A 23,531-nucleotide genomic window follows, 5' to 3' on the forward strand; every position below is an offset into this window, starting at 1 on the left:
ATTTTAACATTTCTTAACGGATGGGTTTTATTTCTTATTTTTGATGGATTCAATTTTATGCAATGAAATTATATACGTTTTCTTTATTGATGCTGGCTTTGGGAGGCCCTGCAATGGCTCAGATCCAAAAATTTACGATGGCAGAAGCCGTAAACGGTTTAAGAACCAACCTTGCCGTGAAAAATATCTCGCAATTTTCATGGTCGGAAGATGGTAAATCATATATTCAGGCTGTTAAAGGAGGGTATCTGATGACTGACCTGAAAACGAACAAGAAGGATACCCTGATATCCCTCACCCAACTCAATCAGAACCTTGCAGATAAATTAAAAGCTGTTCCGCCAATCAGTTTCACGGGCAATTCTAAAGGATATTTCAGTTCCGGGGATCAGATGATGTGGGTAGAAAAATCCGGAAGCGAATGGAAAGTAAAGCATACTGTTGCCATGGATAAAGAAGCCTCCAACCTGAAGGTATTCGGAGACCAGCAGACATTGGCCTTTACGGTGAAGAACAATTTATTTGTTCATAAAAACGGCAAAACCATTGCAGTTACCCGTGATACCAATGAAAACATCCTTAATGGTGCAGCCAATGTCCATAGAAATGAATTCGGGATTGATACGGGAATTTTCCCGGCACCCAATTCTGAACTTGTAGCTTTTTACAGAATGGATCAGACCATGGTAGCAGATTATCCGATTATCGATTGGTCTGTAACGCCTGCCGTTAACCACAATATCAAATACCCCATGGCAGGGCAGACTTCCCATCAGGTGACCCTTGGTGTTTTCAATATCAAAACCCAGTCAACGGTATTTCTGAAAACAGAAGGGGAAAAAGACCAGTACCTTACAGCAGTAACCTGGAGCCCGGATTCAAAGTATATTTTTGTAGGTGTGCTGAACAGAGGGCAGAATCACCTGAGAATGAACCAGTATGATGCGTTGACGGGAAATTTCATCAAGACACTTTTTGAGGAAACCAGTGATAAATATGTGGAACCACAACATCCTCTTACTTTCTTCCCGAATTCCAATACAGACTTCATCTGGCAAAGCCAGAGGACCGGATACAATCACCTGTTCCATTACAGCCTGGAAAAAGGCCTGGTTGCCCAAATTACAAAAGGAGACTGGCTGGTAACTGATATTCTTGGGTTTAATGAAAAGAAAAAGGAAATTTATTTCGCTTCCACTAAAGAAACCCCGTTGGAAAAACATCTGTATAAAATCAACTGGACGAACTTCAAGATGCAGCGCCTTGACCAAGCACCGGGGGTTCATACAGGAGTTTTAAGCAGCGACGGCAACCACCTGTACGACACCTACAGCAATGCTACAACACCTAGGACTATTAATATCATCAACACCGGCACGCTGAAAACTGACAATATCCTGACCTCAGACAATCCGTTGAAAAATTACCAGCGTCCGGAAATTAAAAATGTAGAATTAAAAGCTGATGACGGGACGCCTCTGTACGGTAAGATCATCCTTCCGACCAATTTCGATCCGAATAAAAAATATCCGGTGATCGTATATCTGTATAATGGTCCGCACCTACAGCTGGTCACCAATACCTTCCCGGCCTCCGGAAACCTTTGGTATGAATACATGGCACAGAACGGATACATTATTTTTACAATGGACGGAAGAGGTTCCTCTAACCGCGGACTGAAATTTGAACAGGCTGTTTTCAGGAATCTGGGAACCACTGAAATGAACGACCAGATGAAAGGGGTAAACTATCTGAAATCTCTTCCTTATGTAGACGGAGAGCGAATGGGAATCCACGGATGGAGTTTCGGTGGATTCATGACTACGAGCTTTATGCTTCGCCATCCTGAAGTCTTTAAAGTAGGTGTTGCCGGCGGCCCGGTGATTGACTGGAGCATGTATGAGATCATGTATGGGGAAAGGTATATGGACACGCCTCAGGAAAACCCGCAGGGATATGCAACAGCCAACCTGCTGGATAAAGTACAGAACCTGAAAGGAAAATTATTGATGATCCATGGTGCGCAGGATGATGTGGTGGTTTGGCAGCATTCCATAAAGTTCATTAAATCGGCTGTGGATAATGGGGTTCAGTTAGACTATTTTGTTTATCCCGGACATCCGCATAATGTTATCGGTAAAGACCGCGTACATCTGATGCAGAAGGTCACAGATTATTTTGATCTGTACCTTAAAAATAAATGACACGATCCGGGCGAGAGGCCCGGATTTTTTTATGCCATTATGGATAGAGAACGTGTTATTTGGTTACTCATTTATTCATAGATGTCGCTGTTGAACTGTTCTTATCAAAGATCAATGGATTTGATCGCGGGGAGTTGTAATTTTGGCTAATCTAAAATCTAAAATCTAAAATATGGAATTAGGAATAGGAATGTTCGGGGATCTGGCATTTGACCAGGCTACCGGAAAATACAGAGATCCGGGAGTAAAGATCCGTGAAATCCTGGAACAGGTGAAGTTCATGGATGAGGTGGGAATTGATGTTTTTGCTATGGGAGAACACCACCGTCCGGATTATGCTGTTTCTTCCCCGGAAATAGTTCTGGCAGCTGCGGCCAGCATCACCAAAAATATAAAACTGGCAAGCGGTGTTACCGTGTTAAGTTCATCCGAGCCGGTAAAAGTATATGAAGATTTCGCAACACTGGATCTGATTTCTGATGGCCGTGCCGAAATTTACGTAGGACGCGGAAGCTTTATTGAGTCTTTTCCTTTGTATGGATATTCTTTAAATGATTACGAAGAACTCTTCGAGGAAAAGCTAGGCTTATTACTGAAAATAAACTCTGAGGAAAATATAACATGGTCAGGAAGGCTTCGTGCCCCGATGAAAAACCAGACCGTTTACCCGAGAGCTAAAAATGGCGGGAAACTGCCGATCTGGAGGGCTGTAGGCGGTACTCCTCAGTCTGTGCAGAGTGCTGCTGAACTTGGGCTGCCGCTGATTGTAGCCATTATCGGAGGCATGCCTGTACAGTTCAGGGACCTGATTGAGTTTTATAAGCAGGAATACAAAAAGGCAGGCCATGATGTTAATGAAATGCAGATTGCCGTCCATTCGCATACTTTTGTGAGCAATGACCCTGAGGTAATTGATGGTTATTTCCATAATTACAAGTCCCAGATGGACAGGATAGGTTCTTCCCGTGGCTGGGCTCCGTATACCAAAATGCAGTATGAAGGCGGAAGAAGCAAAAATGGAGCTCTGTTCATCGGCACTGCCAAAGAAGTGGCGGATAAAATCGCCTATATGAAAGAAATCTTCGGGATTACGAGATTTATCGGACACATGGATGTGGGGGATCCGGCGCATGAGATCATGATGAAATCCATAGAATTGTTCGGGAAAGAAGTGAAACCGGTCATCGAACACCTTTAAAAATAAAACCTCCGCTGACTCAGCGGAGGTTTCTCCTTAATAAATCAATCTGTAGTTTATCATTTGAAGGTTAAGTTTATTAAAAAACAATTAATTTAAATTACAATCAGCTTTGAAGCAGAACTGAAAAAGTTTATATGGTCTTCTTCAGCTTACCATCATACCGGAACATAGTAAGCAATGGCTACCTGCGGATGAAAGCCGAACATATAGGTCTCAAACGTTTCTCCTGAAAGATTTCTGCTCAACAGGTATTTGTTGTCAATAATATCAATCAGCAGCAGTTCGGGGGTATAAAATGTGAGCCCGAGCTTATGTTTGGAAGGATCTTCTACGTTTGAGCTGATCAGGTCCAGCCTGAAATGCTCAATCGGAAAAAATGTGCTGCCGAGAACATCGGGCAGACTTTTGATTTCTCCGTTAAGTTGCGAAACATAGTTTACCACTGCCGTGCTCAATAGGAACGGAATTTTTTCGGAGTTGGGGTTCTTTGCCAGCAGCTCCCAGTAATTTTTCACCGGGTTTTCCGGATCATCAAAAACCTGATGCTGGATTTTATATTCAAAATAAGTATCCTCAAAAATGTACCGGTCCCATGCCAGTGTAGAGTTCCGGTCGATAACAATCCGAAATGCCAGTTTAATTTTTGCCTTCATACATTTACCACTAAAAGTCAGGGCAGCCTTTTGCGTGATCTGCCCCTGATCTAAACAAACTAATATAAAATATCCGATTACTCAAGGCATGATCGGATCTGGATTGTCATGCTTTTCTTATTGGAATGATATTCAGATTTCCAGAAGCAGGATCAGTGCATTTTCACTTAGTGCTTCGAACTCCAGCGTTTCGATACCGGATATCATGATAGCATCCCTGGTTTCCATTAGCCGGTTCTGGAACTCAAATGCTCCGTTGATCACCATTCCGAAAATAGACCTGCCTTGCTGATACAGCGTATATGTTTCTTCTTTTCGGCCTTCATACAATCCGATAAAATTGGGATAGCCTACATTCTCAGAAATCCGGATGAGGGTGTTTTTCTCAGTAATATTCAGATTTTCTACCGCAAAAAAGCGGTTGGCCATTTTACTTTCGAGCTCAAGCAATAAAATGTCTGCTTTCTCATCCGGGAAATGGTTTCTGATGGATAAGTAATGACTTTTATCTGATTGTACACTGAAAACCTGATTTGCAGAAACGGGATTTTCAAAATCATCAATCAGGATTTCGCCGTATAAAACAATAACAAGAACCGTTGTATTTTCGGGAGAATGCCAATCGAATGTTCCGCTTTCATCAAAAACAATCTCCGTAGATCTTCTTAGCCCTGAAATATCTTCCATAACAATTTCTTTCACAACACAGGATTTTTTTTTCTTCCAGACTGAAAGATCGGATTTAAAAATTCTTGATGGGTTCTGAATTAACATTTTTCTGATTTTAGGCTATTTCCACCTGGCACAGATCAACACATTCTATCTTACTTCACGATTCCGTAAATCTGTGCGCCCTGTGGAAAACGTTTAATAAACTGATATCTAAACAATTTTTCTCTTTTCTTTAAGCCGAAACTTTTATGGTATGGGTCAGGGCAAAACCTCCGCTTACACTTCCTGAGATACTGGACATTTCATTGGAAGTTCCGTCACCGAACACGTTATCATTCGCATTATAGGTATATCCGTTCATGCCTTTGTAGCCTGTACTTGCAGCTACCTGAACCACTGCACTGTCATTTCCTTCAGGAAAAGCAATCTGTGTTACCAGCAGCGACTGGCCTGAAGAATTATAGATATGCACATGGATGTGGGTCGCTCTTCCGTTATACCAACCCGGGAAAATAGAGGTGAAATTTACTTTTCCGCTGGCATCGGTCGTCTGTCGGCCTCTTAAGAAATGCACCGAGGTGTAATTGGCAGACTGCATTCCGGTTCCTCCGTACTCCGAATAGTTTCCATCTTTATCGCAATGCCAGATGTCCACAATAGCGCCCTGCAGATTGGTACAGCCTGTATTTACATTCTGAACGGTGATTGCGATCGTAAAAGGAACCCCTGTCCTGTCGCTTACGATATTGGTCTGAACAAGGCTTGAAGGTGATTTTGTAGGAAACGGGCCTTCCGTTTCGGAGTTGGTAACGGAACATCCCGTTGCCGATGATCCCGATCCGGAATTCGATCCCGAAGTACTGCCGGTCGAACTTTCATCGTCACTTCCGCAGTGTACCAAAAGAGGTGCTGCAACAGCAGTTACTCCTGCCAAACCGAGGGTTCTCAAAAAGCCTTTTCTGTCTATTGTTTTCATAAGATATTTTTTAGGGTTAACAATTATCTAAGAAATACCGATCTTCATTTCAACGTTCTTTAATTTCTTACTCCAAATGTATTTTGAAAAAAGAGGCTGATAAAATTTATGAGGTAAACAGCTGAAATGTGTCGGTAAAGGCTGATTTTTTAAGAAATATTAAGAATACGCGCCTACAAGGTGATTCCGGATCATGATTCCGGATATTAAGAAATGGCTATGGTCTTATTCTCCAAACTGTTCTTTTACCGGCTCCGATTTTAGCCCCGATTGCAGAGAAAATCCTTTTTTGAAAGAAAAGATTGCAACGGAAAGCGGGAAACAGCTCCCAAAAAAATCACATAATCGGAATAGAAATCGTCAGATCCGGGATTTATTTATTTACTATTTTCATTACGGCCTCTTTGTAGGTTTCCCCGATCGGAATAATGAAGTTGCCGATATGAATATTGCGGTTAACAATTGTCCTGATGGCATTAACCGGAATAATATAAGACCGGTGGACTCTTACGAAGTCTTTATCAGAAAGCTTTTCGAGAATGTTTTTCATGGAAGAGCGGGCGGTGATCCTGGAATGATCCGTAAGATGGATCTGGATGTAATCGTCCAGTCCTTCGATAAGAAGAATATCGTCGAAATTGATCTTGTAAAGCTTATAATCGGCGCGAATCGACAAGTATTTCAAGTCGTCGGATTCATGGCCGGGCTTTACTTTGTCCACCGCAGCCCTGAACCGCTCAAAAGAAAAAGGTTTTAACAGGTAATCCACCGCATTGATGTTGAAGGCATCAACAGCATATTCCGAATAAGCAGTGGTAAAAATAACTTTGGTATTCTGGGAAATACTTTTGAATAATTCCATTCCGTTTTTCGAAGGCATTTCGATATCCAAAAAGATGAGGTCCACGGGATACTTGTTAAGGTGCTTCTGGGCCTCGCTCGGGATGTTGAACGTCTTTTCAAGGGAAAGATTTTCAATTTTTCCGGCATAATTCTCAATAATTTTCAGAGCCAGAATTTCGTCGTCTAAGGCGATGGCTTTTATCATGACTTTTCAGGTTAAATTAATTTTTAAGTCTACCGCATAGGTTTTTCCGTCATCAGTTATGGTAAGATCATAATTTTTCCCATACACCTGACGCAAATGTTCAAGGGTATTTTTCAGCCCGACTTTAAAGCTGCTTTTACCGGTATTGTTCTCATTGACGATGTTGTTGGAAATCGTAAAGTGCAGAACATTTCCCTGAACCGTAATCCGTATTGAAATTTTTGAGTTCTTTTCTGCATCAAAGCCATATTTGAAGGCATTTTCAATAAAATTGACCAGAATAAAGGGAGCGATCTGCCAGCCTTTCATTTCCCCGGTTTCAGTATAGGAAAAATCCACGCTGCTGTCTGTCCGGATCAGCTGAAGCGCGATATAATCCTTTACATATTCGATTTCTTTGTCGAGATCCACAAAATCCTTGCTGCTTTCCTGGACTACATACCGCATAACGTTAGACAGCTTCAGAATTCCTTCCGGAGCATCGTCGGACTTTAGTAAAGCCAGGGAATAGATGGAATTTAAAGTGTTGAATAAAAAGTGGGGCTGCAGCTGATATTTTAAATTTAACAATTCGGCTTTGGCTTTGGACCGTTCCAGTTTTTTCTGCTCAATGTTCCGAAAAATGAAAAGGGAGGATAAAAAAGAAAATAGAAAGGGAAGAACAGAAGAAAAAATCATCTGGCTATATGATCCGTCGTTTCTTTTAGGTCCGAAATCAAATGGAGGCCTTCCGTTCATTGGCGGGGGCTGGAAATTTCCATTTGGTGGCATTCCCGGCGGTTCCATCTGCATCTGAGAGGAAACTCCCGTAAAAATATTCTCCGAGGTAAGGTAGTACGGTAAGAAGACCATCATTCCAAAACCAATCAGCGTGCAGACGGTAAAAGATAGATATTTTTTCCGGCTGTATAATTTCGGGAGGAAAATATTGAGGTTCAAATAGAAGAACACAATTAAAAGCACAAAACGGATAAATTCTCTCTGGAAAGGGGAAACCCTGAAGACCGACAGCGTCCCGTCAAAATCCGGCGAAGAGACAATGGGAATCGTCAGCAGGAGGGGAATAAGGATGAGGTGCGGCCAAAGCTTTTTCATTAAACTAAAATAGGAAAAGTTTGATAAAATAATAATATTAATGCTATTTTTGAAGGAAACTAATATGTTATGAAAAACATTCTGATCATCTTGTCACTTATATTTTTCTGTCTCTTTAATGCGCAGCATCTTGAAAAAACAGCCCGGAAAATCAATGAGGAAGGAATAGAATTGTACAGAAGCGAAATGGCAAGCTGGTACGGCACCGATGTATTTATTGCTAATTACAAAGCCCGAGAAAACATAGGAGGTTACTTTTCCTACATCGATAATAAGGTTCCGAAATGCATTTTATTTTCCAAGGAAAACAAGGTTTTGGCGACGATTGCTTTTCCTGCAAACTATAATCCTAAAGATGCAAAGCTTGATATAACGGAGAGAGATTTTACTCCGGTGGAAAAGGATTATTTTACGATACGGCAAAAAGCCCTGGAAAGAACAAAAACAGATACCATATTCAAACATTACCAAAATACCAGTTTAAATATCGTCCCGATCATCCGGAACAATGTAAAGAAAGTCTATGTGCTTACAGGCCCTTCGATCAGTAATGTTGTGGTATTTGGGAATGATTATTTACTTACGTTTACGAATAAAAACGAAATTAAAACAGTAGAAAAACTTCATAACAGTATGATCGTCCAGAATATCAATGATGAAAAAACAGGGAAGACGGTCAGCGGTGTACATTCTCATGTCATTGAAAACTGGCAGGCTATCACGCCCACAGACATCTGTACATTAATGCTATATCAGAAATTTACAGGTTGGGAAGGATATACAACGGTTTCCAAAAAATTGGTAAGCATCTGGAATCCGAACAATAACCTCGTGATTATGAAAACGGAAGATTTTAAAAATATGTCAGAAAATATTCTTAAAAATAAGAAAGAAAAATCTCAACAGGAAAAGATGGAACCATAGATTCTGGTTTTATTTTCAGGATTGATGATTATCAAAATACAATTTATATCTACTTTTACGGCATGGAACAGCAATCGAAAGATCCCCTACACGGAAAAAGACTGGATGCCATTCTCGAAGAACTGGTAGCCTATTACAACGGGTTTGAAAAACTGGGCGAGCAGATCAACATCCGGTGTTTTACCGATAATCCGAGCATTAATTCCTCTCTGAAATTCCTGAGAAAAACAGACTGGGCCCGAGCCAAGGTGGAAAGCCTTTATCTTTTTATGTTGCGGGAAAAGAAGCGGAGTGAAGCCGGAAAACAAAAGTAAAACATTACTGCAGAGACTGTTTTAACCTCGTATTTCTTCGGTCAATGATTTCAAAAACAGTACCTTTGTAAGGTTAATCGTGAAAAGTCACGAAAAAGAAAAAAATATGACAATTGAAAACAATCACGTTGTAGCAGTACGTTACATCCTTCACACTATCGAGGAAGATGGAAGCAAAATCCTTGTAGAAGAGACCACAGCAGAAAATCCGCTTACATTTTTATATGGTGTAGGAATGATGATCCCTAAATTTGAACAGAATATCCTTGGCCTGCAGGCTGGTGATACCGCTGCTTTTACCATTCAGCCGGAAGAAGCTTACGGTGAGAGACAGCCGGATGCTATTGCACAATTGCCGCTGGATATGTTTCAGGAATCAGGGATTCCGCCTGTAGGAGCTATACTTCCTTTGTCTGATAACCAAGGGAATAATTTTCAGGCTTTCGTAGTAGAAGTTACACCGGAAGCTGTTGTAGCAGATCTTAATCATCCTATGGCCGGAAAAGTGCTGGATTTCCAGGTGGAAATTTTAAATACCCGTCCTGCCACGGAAGAAGAGTTGTCCCACGGCCATGCGCACGGAATCGACGGAAACGAAGCTCACTAATACATATAATGTCCGGTTTTACCGGACATTTTTGTAGAAAGGCAGCATCCAATAAAATACGTATTCTGAAAATAACCTGCGGCTACTGAGTCAGCAACATTACGTTCACTTTCCTTATGATCTTCAAATCATTAAAGGCTGTGCGAGGAGTAAGAGTGGATAGCCGGAAACAGCTCCCCATAACTGCCAATATTCCTTACTCCATAAATTCGCCGCTTACATAAAACCAGCGGTTCTGAACCATCCTGAACGTTGATAATTCATGATGGACTTCATGACGGCCACCGCCATCCGTATAAAAAGCTTTGAATTCAACTGTATTAGTTGAAGGCTTACCCACAATTTCAAGTTTTGTCCAGGTATTGCCGGTGCTCCAATCGTGTAAATCACTTTTATTATGGTATTTTCTTTTGCTGGGAAGCGTGGTTTCCCACAAATAGTCTGCATTTGGAATGGCAAAGGCCGAAAACCTTGAACGCATCAGCGCTTCGGCAGTCGGGGCATTTTTTTCTCCGGTATGATATGGCTTACAGCAATCTTCATAGGATTTTCCGGAACAGCAGGGACAGTTCATAATTCTGATTTAACGGCAAAATTCGCAAAAGTTTTTGAATATCACTCATTTCTGACTTGCAGATTATTGATGTTTAAACATACCTTCAAACAAAAAGCATCCAGAAAACTGAATGCTTTAATTTATGTTATTTAATAAACCCTCTGTTTCTAAGCAAAGGTTTGATATCCGGATCGTGTCCTGTAAAATCCCTGAAGGCCTGGCTGAGGTCTACGGAATTTCCAACTGACAGGATGTATTTTCTGAAGCGGTCACCGTTTTCCCTTGTCAGCCCGCCATGGCTCATGATCCATTCCCAGGCGTCATTATCCAGGGTTTCAGACCAGAGATAAGCATAATACCCTGCGGAATATCCGCCGCCCCAGATATGGGCGAAATAAGGCGTATGGTATCTTGGCGGGACAGTGGCTAGTGTAAATCCGTGTTTTGCCAGAGATTGTTTCTCAAAATCAAGTACCGGGATCAGCTGGCTGTCGTTGGTAACCGTATGCCAGTCCATATCCAGTTCTGCTGCAGAAACCAGTTCTGTCGTCATGTATCCCTGGTTGAATGTCGCTGCTTTCTTAATCTTATCTACCAAAGCCTGTGGAATCGGCTGCTTGGTTTCGTAATGAATGGCGTAATTCTTCAGGACCACAGGATCCAGAGCCCAATGCTCGTTAATCTGGGAAGGAAATTCCACAAAGTCCCTCGGTACATTGGTTCCGGATAGGGAAGGATATTTCTGGCTGGCAAACATACCGTGGATTGAATGCCCGAACTCATGGAAAATCGTTGATACATCATCAAAGCTGATGAGTGACGGTTTTCCCGGAGCCGGTTTCTGATAGTTGTAGCAGTTGACAATTACAGGCTTGGTTCCAAGAAGGTAAGACTGTTCCACAAAATTACTCATCCATGCACCTCCGTTTTTGGAATCGCGGGTATAGAAATCCAGGTAATAGATAGCGATGGATTTTCCGTCATGGTCAAAAACTTCATAAGTTACCACATCCGGATGGTAAACCGGAAGGTCTGTTCTTTTCTTGAAGGTTAACCCATAAAATTTTTCTGCGGCAAAGAAAACACCTTTTTCAAGAACCGTAGTAATCTCAAAATATGGTTTGATCTGGTTTTCATCCAGGTCGAATTTCGCTTTTCTTACCTGCTCGGCATAGAAATTCCAGTCCCAAGGCTCTACTTTGAAGCCGCCTTTCTGCTGGTCAATAAGATCCTGGATGTCCTTGGCTTCGCGTCTTGCAGTTTCCACTGCAGGCGTGGCAATCTGGTTCATCAGTTTTGTAGCCGCCTCAGGAGTTTTTGCCATCTGGTCCTGGAGTTTCCATTCTGCAAAGCTTTTCTTGCCCAGTACCTGAGCTTTTTTCAGCCTCAGTGCGGCCAGCTTTTCAATGGTTTCCCGGGTATCATTGGCATCTCCTTTTTCAGCCCGGGTCCAGGATGCTTTAAACAGTTTTTCCCTGGTAGCCCTGTTTTTCAGGTTTTGTAAAAGGGGCTGCTGCGTGGTATTCTGTAAGGCTAAAAGATATTGTCCTTCTTTTCCGGCATTTTTAGCGTCTGCTGCTGCGGCGGCAATTTCGTCTGCTGAAAGTCCGTCAAGTTCCTTTGCATCACTGAAAAATACGCCGCCCTGTTTTCTGGCTTCCAGCAATTTGTTGGAATATTGGGTAGACAGTGAGGCAAGCTCCTGGTTGATCTGTTTCAGTTTTTCCTTATCAGCAGAGGATAAGTTGGCTCCTGCGATCTCAAAATTCTGTTTGTAGAACTGAAGCAGCCTCTTGCTTTCGGCATCCAAACCTTTATCTGTGATAGCCTGTATCCTTTTGTAAAGATTTTCATTAAGGTACATTTTATCGGAATGGGCAGCGAAAATCGGGGCATATTCCTCATCCAGGGCCTGAAGGGTAGGATTGGTATTCGCACTGGTGAGATTGGAAAATACAATCATCGCACGTTTCAGGACTTCACCGCTTCTCTCAAGTGCTACAATGGTATTCTCGAAAGTAGGCGCAGCCGGGTTATCAGCAATTTTTAGTATTTCAGCATCATGCTGCTTCAGCCCGAAATCGAAGGCAGGTTTAAAATGTTCATCTTTGATCTTATCAAATTCCGGTGCTTCATACTGCAACGTACTTTTTTTCATAAAAGGATTGGACGCAAGGGAAGCCGGTACAGGGACTTCATGTTGGGTTTCGGTTGTCTTCATTGTTGTACAGGAATAATTAAATGCCAGAGCGGAAATTAATAATACCGATGAAATATTCTTCATAAACGCATTGTTATTAAAAGATAAAGATATTAAAACTATTAGATTAAACGAATGTAAAACATAAAGATTATGAATCTGTACCACCAAACAGCTTCCCCGGAATACCGGAAAGGCTTCTTTTTAAAGTGGTGTATCAGGATAAATCTTATACCTGTTCCGGTTCGGTAACCGGTTTTGGCCTTCTTGTTATTAATACCGCTCCGATTTCAATCCGGATGCAAAGCCAATGGTCAGATTAGCTTTGAAAGGATCATCCGGACATCAGGAAATAAATATCCGGTAAGGCAGTAATATTTTTAATATATTAGTTGTTATAAATTATAGCCTGTACTAATCATTAAAACAGATCCATATGACCTCAAAAACTATTTTTATTTTTTCAGCTCTGACCTTGCTGAGTGCCTGTAACAAGGATGACAGAAAAGGAGCAAAAAAAGACAGCTGGGTGGAAACTACGCTTCCCAAAGAAAGCGGGTCCCTTCAGGAAAGGGAATTCAAAGGAGCGTTTGATGAGATAGAGGTCTCACAGGCCATAGAAGCAGATATCATTAAGGCAGATGAGGAAAGAGTGGTGATTTCTGCTCCGCAGGACCTTATCAGCGAAGTGTTGGTAGAGAACCGAAACGGTAAGCTGCATATCCATTATAAATCCGGGGTAAGAGTAACGAATAACCGCGTGACGGCTAAAATCTATACCAAAGATTTTGAAAAACTGACGGCCAATTCGGCGGCTGAAATCAGGATAAAAGACTCTTTTACCCAGGAAAAGACGAAAATTGATCTGTCAAGTTCAGGATCTGTTTCCGGTAACCTGGAAGCAAATACATTCGATATTTCCGCAGGAAGTAGCAGCAGTTTCAGTGGTAAGATCTGGGCGGTTGACCTCGATATTGATGCCTCTTCAGGTGCCAGCATCGATATTTCCGGAAAATCCAAACGTGCAGAACTGAGCTCGTCTTCCGGAAGCAGCATTTCAGCTAAGGATGTTGTTGCGGATCGTGTGAAAGCAGAGTCTTCAAGCGGTGGAAGCATCGATATCAGTGCCGTTTCGGAGATTGACGCGGAAGCTTCTTCAGGCGGAAGTGTCAATGTGTTTAAAAAAGGCAACCTTAAAACCGTCAATCAGTCTCAGAGTAGCGGAGGAAGCATCAATATCCAATAAATGTAACCTGGTCCATTATTCATTTTCATCTTCATCTAATGAAGAATCCTGCCAGTCATTTCTGTCAAAATTCAGATTATCATACGCCAGTAAATCCTCCTCACGCTGGAGGATTTCTTTGGTGGTGAATAAAGCAAGGTCTTTGTCATCTTCTTCTTTTATTTTGGCCAGTTTCCGTACAGAATCTTTATCGATTGCCATAAAACGCTGCCCGAGGCGCCTGGCTGCATATTTTCTCATCCCGGTTTCATGGAGGAGGTCTACCGCCATATCCACTGCTGTGCCCAGGGTTTCACGGTAGATCTTATCGATGCCGTTATTGATGTAGTCGTAGGCATCAATCCTGTTTTTAGCCCTCACGAAAATCTTTATATCCGGATAATGTTCGCGCACAAGGTCCGCTATAAATTTGTTGTCAGCCGGATCATCGAGGCAGAGCACTAAAATTTTCGGCATCCTCTATGCCGGCAGCCCTAAGGATAGGAATTCTGGTTGCGTCACCATAATACACTTTAAATCCATAGCTCCTCAATAGCTTGACACGGTCAGAATCCCGGTCCAGCACGGTAGCAGAGATTTTATTGGCTTTAAGCAGCCTTCCAACGGTACTTCCGAAATGCCCAAAACCTACAATGATGATCTTTTTCTGGCTGACCTGTCTATCCAGGATGTTAAAGTCCTGTCCGGTCTTCGGTTCCTCCTTAATGAGCCGGGGGGTAATAAATGTATCGTTAATGATCAGAAGGAAAGGCGTTATGCACATCGTAATAGCTGTCACAGCCATCATTTGTGCATTCAGTTCAGGGGTAAGGATATACAATCCTGAGGCATAATTGATCAATACAAATGCAAACTCTCCCACCTGAGAGAGCGCAAAAGCATAGAAAAGGCTTTGCGGGGTATCGATCCTGAAGAATTTCCCGATCGCATACAGGACGACAAATTTTACAGCCAGCACAGCAAAAACGGTACTGAAAATAAATAAAGGGTCTCCTGCAATAATATTAAAATTGATGGTAGATCCTACACTTACAAAAAATACAGCGAGAAGCAACCCTTTGAACGGATCTATCTGTGCTTCCAGTTCATGCCTGAACTCACTGTTGGCCAGCATCACCCCCGCGAGAAATGCCCCCAGAGCAGGAGAGAGGCCTATAACAGTCATCAGCTCAGATACACCTATAACCAGGAAAAGGGAAGACGCTGTAAGAAGCTCCGTCATTCCGGCTTTTGAAACGTAACGGAGGAAGGGAACAAAAACATACCTGCCGAGCAGAATAAGGATCACCACACCTAAGATAACGGTTCCTGCCTGCATCCATTCTGGAAGATTCTGGATCATGATCTGGATCTCATTATCATGATGCCTTGCCTTATGGTGAGCAATAACAGGCAGTATAGCGAGGATCGGAATCACCGCTATATCCTGGAACAGCAGGGTTGAAAAACGAAGCTTCGCCGGCTGTACTGTTGAGGTTATTTTTTTCCTGTAAAGTCTGCAGTACGATAGCTGTTGAAGACAGGGCGAAACACATCGCAATGGTAACGGCCTTATCCATGCTCCAGCCTACACTGATAAACACGAGAAATAACAGCGATATTGTAAGCAGGGTCTGAGTAAGCCCAAGGCCCATGATCTTTTTCCGCATTTCCCAGAATTTTCTGGGTTCCAGTTCAAGGCCTACCAGAAATAGAAGCATGATAACCCCGAACTCACTGGCATGCATGATGTCATCTACATCTTTTCCTGTAAGTCTAAGGACATAAGGTCCGATGATAATACCTCCTGCAATATATCCTATTACGGAGCTGAGTCCGAACTTCCTGGCCAACGGAACCATGATAATGGCTACGCCCAGAAAGAGCAGGGTATTCATAGCTAATGACTGTTCCATAGGCGTTTATTGATTAAGAAGTTCTTCAAATTCTCTCTTGTGCAGTATAATTTCTTTTTTGCTGAGCTTATTGGCTTCGTATACGATTTTAATGTTCTTAATTTCAGCTTTAAAAACATTCAGGCAGATAATCAGTCCGCTGATCACTTCATCCACGCTGTATTTATAGGTACCGTTTTTGCTGAATGACCTTTCCTTTCCTCCGGTGGTAACCAAAATATATACTTCCTTTCCTTCAAGGGGATTTTCAGCGCCTTCTTTCAGCCAGTCACGATCAAACACTTCATCAATCCATAATTTTAAAAGGGGAGGAACACCAAACCAGATGATGGGAAACTGGAAAATAAATCGGTCATAAATCTTCAGGCGTTTTCGCTCCCTGAAGGCTGCAATATGGAAATTAGGGTATTCTTCATACAGGTCACGAAGCGTAAAATGCTGATGACGGACATAAAAATTGATGAGCTCTACATTCGAATTTGAATGTTCAAGATAAGGATGCGCAAAAACTACCAATGTCTTCTTCATAAACCTGTTTTGAGTAAAAATAACGAAAAAAAATTGAATTAAATAACGTTTTCGATCTGATTTATTGATTTTTTAATCTGAAAACAGCCTTTTTAGGCTGGTACTGGTCAAAAAAAATGCCGTTTTACTAATCAAAATTTAAAAGTTTATAAAAAGATGTGATCATTTGCATTGATATTGAAGCCTTTTTAAAGGAACATCAAGAAAATATTTTATAGATCCTCTTTATGAATATTTGAATATTGGCGAGCTCATTAGAGCACTGTAGAAATCCTGTCCGCTTTCTAATCCAGACCTATTTGCCGAAATCAGATATATAAACATTAACCAAGTTGTAGGCCTAACTATTTCAACAAAAAAATCGGCCTGTTGAGACCGATTATACTTATATTGTTTCGTTACCATCCTCCTGAGGCACCTCCGCCTCCGAAGCTTCCGCCGCCGCCAAAGCCTCCGAATCCTCCACCTCCGGAACTTCCTCCGCCAAAACCGCCTCCACCGAAGCTTCCCGGGAAAGGAAAGAATCCACCCGGATAATTTCTACGGCCTCTTCTGGAAATGATCACATCATCATCGTCATCGTTTCCACCTCTTCCGCCATCGCGGTTCCTGAAAATAATGGCAATAAGGATAAAAATAACTATGGCGATGATAATTAAACTTGCAGAGTCTTTTTTTCCGCCCGACGATGTTTTAGCAATCGGTTTGAATTTTCCCTGAACTGCTTCCATAATGGAAGTCGTCCCACGGTCTATGCCTTCATACCATTTACCCTGTTTAAAATTCGGGGTTACGATGTAATCCAGGATCTGGCCGGCTACTGATGCTGTAAGGTACTGCTCAACAGCTCTTCCCTGCTGGATAGACATGGTGTGGTCTTCCGTAGCAATCAGGAAAACAACCCCGTTATCCACGTTTTTTTGTCCGATTCCCCATTTTTCCCCGAACATCGTAGCCAGGAAATTCACGTCCTCACCTTTTGTGGATGGAATAATAATTACTTCAATCTCGGTAGAAGTGGAATCTGCAAATTTGATCAGCTTGTTGTTCAGTGCATCTTTTTCCTGTTGACTGAGCAAATTGGCCTCATCGAATACCGGATACAGTACCGCCGGTTTTGCCGGAACGGTATATTGTGCCGGTACCCAGAGGTACAGGAAAAAAAGTATGAAAGAAAATATTATTTTAAGAGAACGTAATCTCATTAGATAATTGATTGGGGTTTTCTCCGGTAACCGGAAAATGTTTCTTCAGTTCAAGTCCGGTCTTTAGGATAGCACTTTCCAGTGCTTTGTAGTAGTTTCCTTTGGCAAATTCTCCGGTGATATAGTCGTGCAGCTGATCCCAGTAGGATTGGCGCACCTTTTCATGAATACCGATATCACCAATGATGGTAAGGTATTTTCTTTCAAAATTGACATGGAAAAGAACCGCATTCCTGTCAGCCGTATTATTCATACACAGCCTTTTGAAAACTTCAAATGCGGTTTCCGCATCACGGGTTTCGGTATTGGAATCAATATGCACCCGGATTTCTCCCGTAGAATGTTCTTCCGCCGACTGAATAGCTTTCACTAGGGAAGCTATCTGCTGATGGGTTAAAAAACTTTTCATTATTCTGAGAAGACTTCAGGGGCTTTTTCGGCACCTGCATCTGCTTTGAAGTATGGTTTCTCTTTAAAGTTGGTAAAGTTCGCCAGGATGTTATTCGGGAATGTTTTGATTGCCGTATTGTATTCCTGGGCTGCTGCATTGTAATATACCGTTTCAGTCCTGATGCTGTTCTCAATCGCTGTATATTCCCTTTGGAAATTGATGTATTGCTGATCTGCTTTCAGGTTAGGATATGATTCCACTACAGCCATTAATCTGCTTAAAGCTCCGGACAACTCACCCTGTGCAGCCTGGAATTTTGCAAGATCTTGCTGCGTCATATTCGTAGGATCAATATTGATCGATGTTGCTTTTGAACGGGCTTCAACCACTTTCGTCAGCGTTTCCTGCTCAAATTTTGAGTATGATTTAACCGTCCTTTCAAGATTCGGGATGAGGTTGGCCCTTTTCTGGTATACTGTTTCCACGTTAGACCATTTGGTATTCACGTTCTGTTCTTTGGTGACAAAATTATTGTAGCCACTTTTACCCCAGAAGAAAAGAATCACAACAATTACAACCAGTGCAATTCCGATAGTTCCTGCACTCAGGCAGCCTTTATTTTTCATAGTTTATATTTTTAAAAACCTTGTGTCAACCAAATATACAAATTATGTGCTAATTTTGCGGAAAATTATTTTAATGGTAACAATGGTGGTCGCAATGGGAGACAGCAATGAGATTGGGTTCAACAACCAGCTGCTGTGGCATCTTCCCAAAGATTTAAAACATTTTAAAGAAATAACATCCGGCCATCCGGTCATTATGGGCAGAAAGACCTTTGAGAGCATTGGTAAACCGCTCCCGAACCGTACCAACATTATCGTTTCCGGAAAAAAAGACTGGTTTGAAGAGGGGATACTGATTGTAGGAAGCATCAAAGAGGCGGTAAAATTTGCCAAAAAAATAGATGAAGAGGTATTCATCATCGGAGGCGGTAAAATCTATGAGCAGACGATGCAGATTGCCGACAGGATTGAAGTGACCAGGGTGAACGGCAGTTTCGAGGCAGATACCTTTTTCCCGGAAATTGACGGAAAGGTATGGGCAAAGACCGATGAATCGTGTTTCGAGGCAGATGAGAAGCATGCTCACAGCTTCTGCTTTCAGACTTTTGAAAAAATCAAAACTGAGGACCTGTAGAATTCCGGCCGGTAAGCACTAGCTTCTAAGGACTAAATTATTTATCTTTGCAATTCTAAATTTTAACAATGAACAAATACATAAAAATCGTCATTGCCGCAGTTCTTATCCTTACGGGGCTTTCCATGATGATCTTTACCAGAAACCTGGGCTGGGGAATCGTAGTTTTCCTTCTTGCTGCAGTGCCGATCCTTCTTTTCTTTAAAAACGAATATATCCTGCTGGCCTTCTGGCAACTCAGGAAACAGAATATGGAAAAAGCAGCAGAATGGCTGAAAGGAATCACCAACTATAAGGCTCAGCTTCATAAATCACAGTATGGATATTTTCATTACTTACAGGGACTGACCTTAGCACAGGAACATCCTACCAAAGTAGAACCCCTGATGAGAAAAGCCCTGGACTATGGGCTGAATATGAAGCACGACAGGGCAATGGCTACATTGAACCTTGCGGCGGCTGCTATTTCCAAAGGAAGAAAGCAGGAAGGGCAGAAGCTTCTGGATGAGGCTAAAAGGCTGGACAGTGCCGGAATGATGACCGACCAGATCAAGATGATGAAAGAACAGCTGAAAATGCCGTCTATGCAAAAACATATGCATAATCCTAATATGAGGCAGAGAGGCAAATTCTTTTAGTAAAAAATAAATGTAAAATACTAAAACACCTGTGAATAACAGGTGTTTTTTATTGGGAACCAATTACATTTCGGCGTTATGGTCGTACCCGTAGAATTTTGGGATCTGCCAGTGGTATTTTACAGCCAGTGTTCGTATGGCCACAATCAGGAGGATGGTGAAAATCTGAATGAATGTATAAGTGAATGTACTGAATTTGGTCAGCAGCAAAAAAGCGGATCCGCCCACAATGCAGGCTGTAGCATAAATTTCCTTCCTGAAGATCAGTGGAATCCTGTTGAGCAAGATATCCCGGATAATACCCCCGAAACAGCCGGTGATGGTTCCCAGCCCTATACAGATCAATGGGTGGATATCTGAATGCAGGCCCTTCTGAACACCAATAATCGTAAATAATCCCAACCCGAAACTGTCAAAGATAAACAGGGTAACCTGGAAATTTTTCTCCAGGGATTTAAAGATCATGGTAAAAATACTGGTCGCCAGGATAATGACACAGGTAAACAGGTCATGCATCCAGAATACGGGAATGTCCAGCAGCAGATCCCGTACCGTTCCGCCTCCCACGGAAGTCACGAATGCAATAATCAGCACCCCGAACGGATCCAGCCGTTTCTGCATGGCGGCAAAACTCCCGGACATGGAAAAGGAGATGGTTCCAAGGACTTCTATGGCGAAATTGAACTGTTCGTGCATTTTGTATGGGTAATGAGTGATGGGTAATGAGTAATAATAATGGGTTATAATGGTTTTATATTTTGAGATAATTTGAATTTATAAGAGGTCATTACTTTTACTAATTCTTCACATTCCTGTTTTAAATAAGAAATTATTTCAGGGTCTAAATAATTTAGTTCCTCAATAATTTCTAACCAAAATTGAGTTTCGTCTATTTCTTCAACAACAATACATGCTTTAGCAAACCTTTCTTTTTCTGATCTGGCTCTTGAGAGCGCTCTGTAATTGGCAGCAACGGAAGTCGAGGATCTTATAATTTGTTTTCTGATTACTGAAAGAGCATCTGAATATGGTAATGATGATATGGATTTAATAACTGAAAGAGAAAAATTCTTCGTCCGGTCTCTAAATATCTGATTAAAATCCATATGGGTAAAAATTACTCATTATTTATTGCTCATTACTCATTTTTCAACTCTCACCGAATCCGGAACAAGCAGTTCATATTCCCCGCCGTGGTTGAGGATTTCCCGGACGATGCTGCTGCTGATAAACGATTTCCCGGACGATGTCAGCAGGAATACTGTTTCCAGTTTTTTATGGGCAAGCGTTCTGTTGGTATGGGCAATGGCTTTTTCAAATTCAAAATCCGCAGGGTTTCTCAGTCCGCGAATGATATATTGTGCATCCTTTTCAAAACAGTAGTCAACGGTAAGCCCTTCAAAATAATCAACTTCCACATTGGGGAATTCAGCAACGGAATTCTGGATGAACTCCATTCTTTTTTCCAGTGGGAACATGTATTTTTTCTGGGAATTCTGCCCGATGGCTATAATCAGCTTATCGAAAAGCGGAGCTGCCCGTTCTATGATATCGTAATGTCCTAAAGTAATAGGATCAAACGATCCCGGAAAAAACAGCAATTTTCATGCGCAGTATTTATAAATTACAAGTTATGAATAATGAGGGAAAAAATCCGTCTGTCAGCGATAGTATTTAACAGATGATCTGTGCTTACTTTTTAAATACGTTATTTTTTATTCTTGTTTAATGCTTTTTCAACTTCATTTCCACACAGGTCAGTGATTGAAATCCCATAATGCCTCGCTTGCTGCGGCAGGATGCTTGCAGGGGAAAAACCCGGATTGGTATTCATTTCCAGCATGTACGGAATACCATCCATTAAAATATATTCACTGCGGGAAAAACCGCTCATGCCCAGAGAATCATAGGCTTTTTTGGCAGTCTCTTCCACTCTTTTTCTCGTTTCGTCATCAATCCTGGCAGGGGTAATTTCTTCAGAAGCGCCTTCATATTTGGCTTCATAATCGAAGAACTCGTTTTGGGGAACGATTTCTGTGATGCCGAGCACAACCGTCTCATCTTTAAAGTCGACTACGCCTACAGAGACTTCCATCCCATCCAGGAAACTTTCGATCAGAATCTCATGGTCTTCCTTAAAGGCCACTTCAGTAGCGGGCAACAGTTCAGATAACTCTTTCACTTTTGAAATGCCTAGCGATGAACCGGACTGATTAGGCTTTACGAATACCGGGAGTCCAAGCTCGCGGATGATCGCCTCTGCATTAATGGCTTCTCCTTTTCTAAGGTAAATACTTTTTGCAGAAGGAACGCCATATTTTGACAGTACAGCAAGTGTATCTTTTTTATTGAAGGTAAGTGCACTCTGGTAAAAATCACAACCGGTATATATTTGTCCGATGGCATCCCAGTAGGCCTGAAGAACTCCGTTTTCGCCGGGAGCACCGTGGATAATGTTGAAGCAGACATCAAACTTCAGGTGCTGCCCGGAACTGAGTGTAACTGAAAAATCCCCTTTATTCACCGGGAGTTTCTGCTCTTGCTCATCCAGAAAATACCATTCGTCTTTAAGAATAACCACTTTGTAGACATCGTAAAGATTTCTGTCTAGGGAATCGTAGATCAACTGTCCGCTTTTAAGAGAAACCACATATTCGTCAGAATGGCCTCCCATTACTACGGCAACGCTTTTTTTGCTCATAATACTATCATATCAATAAGCAAATTTAATGATTTTACCTTATGCAATAGAGCATGCCGGTAAATTTTGGGACGAAAAATGAAATGTGGCAAAGAAAAACTGCAATATAAAATTATTGGTTATCTTTGCTGCTATAATTAAAGTATTTTAAGTATGCTTAAATCACTTTTCAACTGGAAAGTTTTACTGAACTTATTATTGGCAATCGGAGTTTTTGTAGGGCTGATATGGCTCACATTCCGCTGGCTGGAGTACCATACCAATCACGGAGAAGAAATGCCGGTTCCCAATGTTGTTAATAAATCTGTGTATGAAGCAGTTCAGATCCTGGAAGATGCAGGACTGGAATATGAAGTTGACAGCGCTAAATATGACCCTAAGTATAAACCGCTTCAGGTTCTTAAAATGTCACCCTCCGCGGGTTCGCGGGTTAAATATGAACGTGCCATCCAATTAATGGTCAACCCTAAATTCTGGGCTCCGGTAGCTATTCCGGATGTGGTGAACAAATATTCTGGACTTGCCTTCCAGAGACTGGACCAGGTAGGACTGAAAATCGGGGATACCATTTTTGAGCCAAGTATTCAGAAAGATGCGGTTCTGAGGATTCTTTATAAAGGAAACCCTATTAAACCGGGATCTCTGGTACCTAGATTTTCTGTGGTGGATGTTGTAGTAGGTTCCGGGCCGATGAGGAATATTTCCATTCCGAATGTGGTAGGCCTTACCGTGAAGGAAGCTAGATCTGTTATTGCCAGGAGCCTGTTTGAGGTGGGTCTGGTGGATCATGAAGACGGAGGCAGGGATGAATCAGACATTATCTACTATCAGGATCCTGCGTCCGGCGATATGAGAGACCAGGGCATGCAGATCGATCTTTGGGCAAGTAAGAAAACCCCGGCGGAATTGAGTGCGAAAATTGAACAGCTTAACGCGACTTACCGAATGAAGGTTGATACGGGTCTGCCGCCGATCCAATATCAAGAAATGCTAGTCCATCAGGAACCTACTTATGAACCTGTAGCCCCGGCTCCGGTTCCGAGAAAAGAGGTCCCGAAAGTAAATGAGCCTGCCGTCAGGACAGAAACGTCTAAAACAGGAACTTCGAGACCGGCCGGAACATCAGAGAACAACAGGCCAAAGACCACGGCGAATACCGGAGGGAATTCCGGAAACAATACATCAGCAGTGAAAACGGCTTCTTCATCACAGCAGCCTTCACAAAAGCAAAAGCCTAAAAAAGTAGTTGTAGAATAAACGCTGCCGGCTAAATTTAA

The 23,531-nt window shown here is 42.0% G+C and carries 24 protein-coding genes and 1 pseudogene; 9 read left to right on the forward strand and 16 right to left on the reverse strand.

The features are described from left to right. Nucleotides 1-62 precede the first annotated feature (62 nt). Together QE404_RS00100 and QE404_RS00105 are read left to right on the forward strand one after the other, a co-directional pair. Entirely contained in the window at nt 63-2,204 is a 2,142-nt protein-coding gene (locus tag QE404_RS00100) for a S9 family peptidase (protein WP_307445041.1), read from the forward strand. A 172-nt stretch (nt 2,205-2,376) separates the two neighbouring features. Further along, nucleotides 2,377-3,402 carry an LLM class flavin-dependent oxidoreductase gene (locus QE404_RS00105; protein WP_307445043.1) on the forward strand — a complete coding sequence of 342 codons (1,026 nt, stop codon included), beginning with the start codon at nt 2,377-2,379 and terminating at the stop codon, nt 3,400-3,402. 158 nt (nt 3,403-3,560) lie between these two features. Here the strand turns inward: QE404_RS00105 and QE404_RS00110 are convergent, their stop codons facing one another. The 5 genes from QE404_RS00110 to QE404_RS00130 form a co-directional block, all read right to left on the reverse strand. Beyond that, nucleotides 3,561-4,058, reverse strand: coding sequence for a hypothetical protein (locus tag QE404_RS00110; protein ID WP_307445045.1), 498 nt, complete (start codon nt 4,056-4,058; stop codon nt 3,561-3,563). A 132-nt stretch (nt 4,059-4,190) separates the two neighbouring features. Next, nucleotides 4,191-4,760 (reverse strand): pirin family protein, encoded by a 570-nt coding sequence (locus QE404_RS00115; protein WP_307445048.1) that lies wholly within the window; start codon nt 4,758-4,760, stop codon nt 4,191-4,193. A gap of 202 nt (nt 4,761-4,962) precedes the next feature. After that, complete coding sequence (locus QE404_RS00120; protein ID WP_307445050.1) at nt 4,963-5,706, reverse strand: dioxygenase family protein; 744 nt, start codon at nt 5,704-5,706, stop codon at nt 4,963-4,965. Between the two features lie 373 nt (nt 5,707-6,079). After that, complete coding sequence (locus QE404_RS00125; RefSeq protein WP_307445051.1) at nt 6,080-6,754, reverse strand: LytR/AlgR family response regulator transcription factor; 675 nt, start codon at nt 6,752-6,754, stop codon at nt 6,080-6,082. Between the two features lie 6 nt (nt 6,755-6,760). Further along, nucleotides 6,761-7,849 (reverse strand): sensor histidine kinase, encoded by a 1,089-nt coding sequence (locus QE404_RS00130; RefSeq protein WP_307445054.1) that lies wholly within the window; start codon nt 7,847-7,849, stop codon nt 6,761-6,763. Nucleotides 7,850-7,918: 69 nt separating this feature from the next. Between QE404_RS00130 and QE404_RS00135 the strand changes: the two genes are divergently transcribed. The 3 genes from QE404_RS00135 to QE404_RS00145 all read left to right on the forward strand — a co-directional run bounded on the left by QE404_RS00135 (nt 7,919) and on the right by QE404_RS00145 (nt 9,694). After that, entirely contained in the window at nt 7,919-8,773 is an 855-nt protein-coding gene (locus QE404_RS00135) for a hypothetical protein (RefSeq protein ID WP_307453633.1), read from the forward strand. Between the two features lie 62 nt (nt 8,774-8,835). Beyond that, nucleotides 8,836-9,087, forward strand: a complete 252-nt coding sequence (locus tag QE404_RS00140; RefSeq protein ID WP_294210219.1) for a VF530 family protein — start codon at nt 8,836-8,838, stop codon at nt 9,085-9,087. A gap of 106 nt (nt 9,088-9,193) precedes the next feature. Continuing rightward, a complete protein-coding gene (locus QE404_RS00145) occupies nt 9,194-9,694 on the forward strand; it encodes an FKBP-type peptidyl-prolyl cis-trans isomerase (RefSeq protein ID WP_294210221.1) in 501 nt (166 codons plus the stop codon). Between the two features lie 196 nt (nt 9,695-9,890). Here QE404_RS00145 and QE404_RS00150 read toward each other — a convergent pair whose 3' ends face one another. Together QE404_RS00150 and QE404_RS00155 are read right to left on the reverse strand one after the other, a co-directional pair. Continuing rightward, on the reverse strand, nt 9,891-10,268 hold the full coding sequence (locus QE404_RS00150) for a YchJ family protein (protein WP_307445060.1): 378 nt from the start codon (nt 10,266-10,268) through the stop codon (nt 9,891-9,893). Between the two features lie 127 nt (nt 10,269-10,395). Continuing rightward, entirely contained in the window at nt 10,396-12,534 is a 2,139-nt protein-coding gene (locus tag QE404_RS00155) for a M3 family metallopeptidase (RefSeq protein WP_307445062.1), read from the reverse strand. 352 nt (nt 12,535-12,886) lie between these two features. Between QE404_RS00155 and QE404_RS00160 the strand changes: the two genes are divergently transcribed. Further along, nucleotides 12,887-13,696 carry a GIN domain-containing protein gene (locus QE404_RS00160; protein ID WP_307445064.1) on the forward strand — a complete coding sequence of 270 codons (810 nt, stop codon included), beginning with the start codon at nt 12,887-12,889 and terminating at the stop codon, nt 13,694-13,696. A 15-nt stretch (nt 13,697-13,711) separates the two neighbouring features. On the opposite strand, the pseudogene QE404_RS00165 reads toward QE404_RS00160, so the two are convergent. The 5 genes and pseudogenes from QE404_RS00165 to QE404_RS00185 form a co-directional block, all read right to left on the reverse strand. Beyond that, nucleotides 13,712-15,591 (reverse strand): annotated as a pseudogene (locus tag QE404_RS00165) (monovalent cation:proton antiporter-2 (CPA2) family protein). A 6-nt stretch (nt 15,592-15,597) separates the two neighbouring features. After that, on the reverse strand, nt 15,598-16,119 hold the full coding sequence (locus QE404_RS00170; protein ID WP_307445071.1) for an NAD(P)H-dependent oxidoreductase: 522 nt from the start codon (nt 16,117-16,119) through the stop codon (nt 15,598-15,600). 398 nt (nt 16,120-16,517) lie between these two features. Beyond that, on the reverse strand, nt 16,518-17,324 hold the full coding sequence (locus QE404_RS00175; protein ID WP_307445074.1) for a TPM domain-containing protein: 807 nt from the start codon (nt 17,322-17,324) through the stop codon (nt 16,518-16,520). Further along, nucleotides 17,305-17,733: a TPM domain-containing protein gene (locus QE404_RS00180; protein WP_307445076.1), complete on the reverse strand. Its 429-nt coding sequence runs from the start codon at nt 17,731-17,733 to the stop codon at nt 17,305-17,307. Before QE404_RS00180 ends, QE404_RS00175 begins: the two co-directional genes overlap by 20 nt. Next, entirely contained in the window at nt 17,733-18,341 is a 609-nt protein-coding gene (locus QE404_RS00185; protein ID WP_307445079.1) for a LemA family protein, read from the reverse strand. The genes QE404_RS00180 and QE404_RS00185 overlap by 1 nt, the downstream gene beginning before the upstream one ends. Nucleotides 18,342-18,414: 73 nt before the next feature. On the opposite strand from QE404_RS00185, the gene QE404_RS00190 reads away from it, so the two are divergent. After that, a complete protein-coding gene (locus QE404_RS00190) occupies nt 18,415-18,915 on the forward strand; it encodes a dihydrofolate reductase (RefSeq protein WP_307445081.1) in 501 nt (166 codons plus the stop codon). Nucleotides 18,916-18,983: 68 nt separating this feature from the next. After that, the gene (locus QE404_RS00195) at nt 18,984-19,553 is read left to right on the forward strand and encodes a DUF2892 domain-containing protein (RefSeq protein WP_307445084.1); all 570 of its coding nucleotides are present in this window, start codon (nt 18,984-18,986) and stop codon (nt 19,551-19,553) included. Nucleotides 19,554-19,616: 63 nt separating this feature from the next. Here the strand turns inward: QE404_RS00195 and QE404_RS00200 are convergent, their stop codons facing one another. From QE404_RS00200 to QE404_RS00215, 4 genes are all read right to left on the reverse strand, one after another. Then, nucleotides 19,617-20,249, reverse strand: a complete 633-nt coding sequence (locus QE404_RS00200) for a trimeric intracellular cation channel family protein (RefSeq protein ID WP_307445087.1) — start codon at nt 20,247-20,249, stop codon at nt 19,617-19,619. A 44-nt stretch (nt 20,250-20,293) separates the two neighbouring features. Beyond that, nucleotides 20,294-20,659: a four helix bundle protein gene (locus tag QE404_RS00205; RefSeq protein ID WP_294210243.1), complete on the reverse strand. Its 366-nt coding sequence runs from the start codon at nt 20,657-20,659 to the stop codon at nt 20,294-20,296. A gap of 36 nt (nt 20,660-20,695) precedes the next feature. After that, nucleotides 20,696-21,154 carry a pantetheine-phosphate adenylyltransferase gene (gene coaD / locus QE404_RS00210; protein ID WP_307453634.1) on the reverse strand — a complete coding sequence of 153 codons (459 nt, stop codon included), beginning with the start codon at nt 21,152-21,154 and terminating at the stop codon, nt 20,696-20,698. 107 nt (nt 21,155-21,261) lie between these two features. Beyond that, on the reverse strand, nt 21,262-22,254 hold the full coding sequence (locus QE404_RS00215; protein ID WP_307445090.1) for a D-alanine--D-alanine ligase: 993 nt from the start codon (nt 22,252-22,254) through the stop codon (nt 21,262-21,264). 153 nt (nt 22,255-22,407) lie between these two features. Between QE404_RS00215 and QE404_RS00220 the strand changes: the two genes are divergently transcribed. Further along, nucleotides 22,408-23,511, forward strand: coding sequence for a PASTA domain-containing protein (locus QE404_RS00220; RefSeq protein WP_307453636.1), 1,104 nt, complete (start codon nt 22,408-22,410; stop codon nt 23,509-23,511). The last annotated feature ends 20 nt before the right edge of the window (nt 23,512-23,531 follow it).

Source organism: Chryseobacterium camelliae (assembly GCF_030818575.1).
GTDB classification, from domain to species: Bacteria; Bacteroidota; Bacteroidia; order Flavobacteriales; family Weeksellaceae; genus Chryseobacterium; species Chryseobacterium camelliae_A.

Bases quoted from the DNA above. Each gene is read 5' to 3' on its own strand.
- QE404_RS00200 (WP_307445087.1), bottom strand. From the start codon at position 20,249: ATGCACGAACAGTTCAATTTCGCCATAGAAGTCCTTGGAACCATCTCC.
- QE404_RS00160 (WP_307445064.1), top strand. From the start codon at position 12,887: ATGACCTCAAAAACTATTTTTATTTTTTCAGCTCTGACCTTGCTGAGT.
- QE404_RS00170 (WP_307445071.1), bottom strand. From the start codon at position 16,119: ATGAAGAAGACATTGGTAGTTTTTGCGCATCCTTATCTTGAACATTCA.
- QE404_RS00220 (WP_307453636.1), top strand. From the start codon at position 22,408: ATGCTTAAATCACTTTTCAACTGGAAAGTTTTACTGAACTTATTATTG.
- QE404_RS00125 (WP_307445051.1), bottom strand. From the start codon at position 6,754: ATGATAAAAGCCATCGCCTTAGACGACGAAATTCTGGCTCTGAAAATT.
- QE404_RS00185 (WP_307445079.1), bottom strand. From the start codon at position 18,341: ATGAAAAATAAAGGCTGCCTGAGTGCAGGAACTATCGGAATTGCACTG.
- QE404_RS00110 (WP_307445045.1), bottom strand. From the start codon at position 4,058: ATGAAGGCAAAAATTAAACTGGCATTTCGGATTGTTATCGACCGGAAC.
- QE404_RS00205 (WP_294210243.1), bottom strand. From the start codon at position 20,659: ATGGATTTTAATCAGATATTTAGAGACCGGACGAAGAATTTTTCTCTT.
- QE404_RS00195 (WP_307445084.1), top strand. From the start codon at position 18,984: ATGAACAAATACATAAAAATCGTCATTGCCGCAGTTCTTATCCTTACG.
- QE404_RS00140 (WP_294210219.1), top strand. From the start codon at position 8,836: ATGGAACAGCAATCGAAAGATCCCCTACACGGAAAAAGACTGGATGCC.
- QE404_RS00100 (WP_307445041.1), top strand. From the start codon at position 63: ATGAAATTATATACGTTTTCTTTATTGATGCTGGCTTTGGGAGGCCCT.
- QE404_RS00150 (WP_307445060.1), bottom strand. From the start codon at position 10,268: ATGAACTGTCCCTGCTGTTCCGGAAAATCCTATGAAGATTGCTGTAAG.
- QE404_RS00155 (WP_307445062.1), bottom strand. From the start codon at position 12,534: ATGAAGAATATTTCATCGGTATTATTAATTTCCGCTCTGGCATTTAAT.
- QE404_RS00215 (WP_307445090.1), bottom strand. From the start codon at position 22,254: ATGAGCAAAAAAAGCGTTGCCGTAGTAATGGGAGGCCATTCTGACGAA.
- QE404_RS00180 (WP_307445076.1), bottom strand. From the start codon at position 17,733: ATGAAAAGTTTTTTAACCCATCAGCAGATAGCTTCCCTAGTGAAAGCT.
- QE404_RS00105 (WP_307445043.1), top strand. From the start codon at position 2,377: ATGGAATTAGGAATAGGAATGTTCGGGGATCTGGCATTTGACCAGGCT.
- QE404_RS00135 (WP_307453633.1), top strand. From the start codon at position 7,919: ATGAAAAACATTCTGATCATCTTGTCACTTATATTTTTCTGTCTCTTT.
- QE404_RS00145 (WP_294210221.1), top strand. From the start codon at position 9,194: ATGACAATTGAAAACAATCACGTTGTAGCAGTACGTTACATCCTTCAC.
- QE404_RS00120 (WP_307445050.1), bottom strand. From the start codon at position 5,706: ATGAAAACAATAGACAGAAAAGGCTTTTTGAGAACCCTCGGTTTGGCA.
- QE404_RS00190 (WP_307445081.1), top strand. From the start codon at position 18,415: ATGGTAACAATGGTGGTCGCAATGGGAGACAGCAATGAGATTGGGTTC.
- QE404_RS00175 (WP_307445074.1), bottom strand. From the start codon at position 17,324: ATGAGATTACGTTCTCTTAAAATAATATTTTCTTTCATACTTTTTTTC.
- QE404_RS00130 (WP_307445054.1), bottom strand. From the start codon at position 7,849: ATGAAAAAGCTTTGGCCGCACCTCATCCTTATTCCCCTCCTGCTGACG.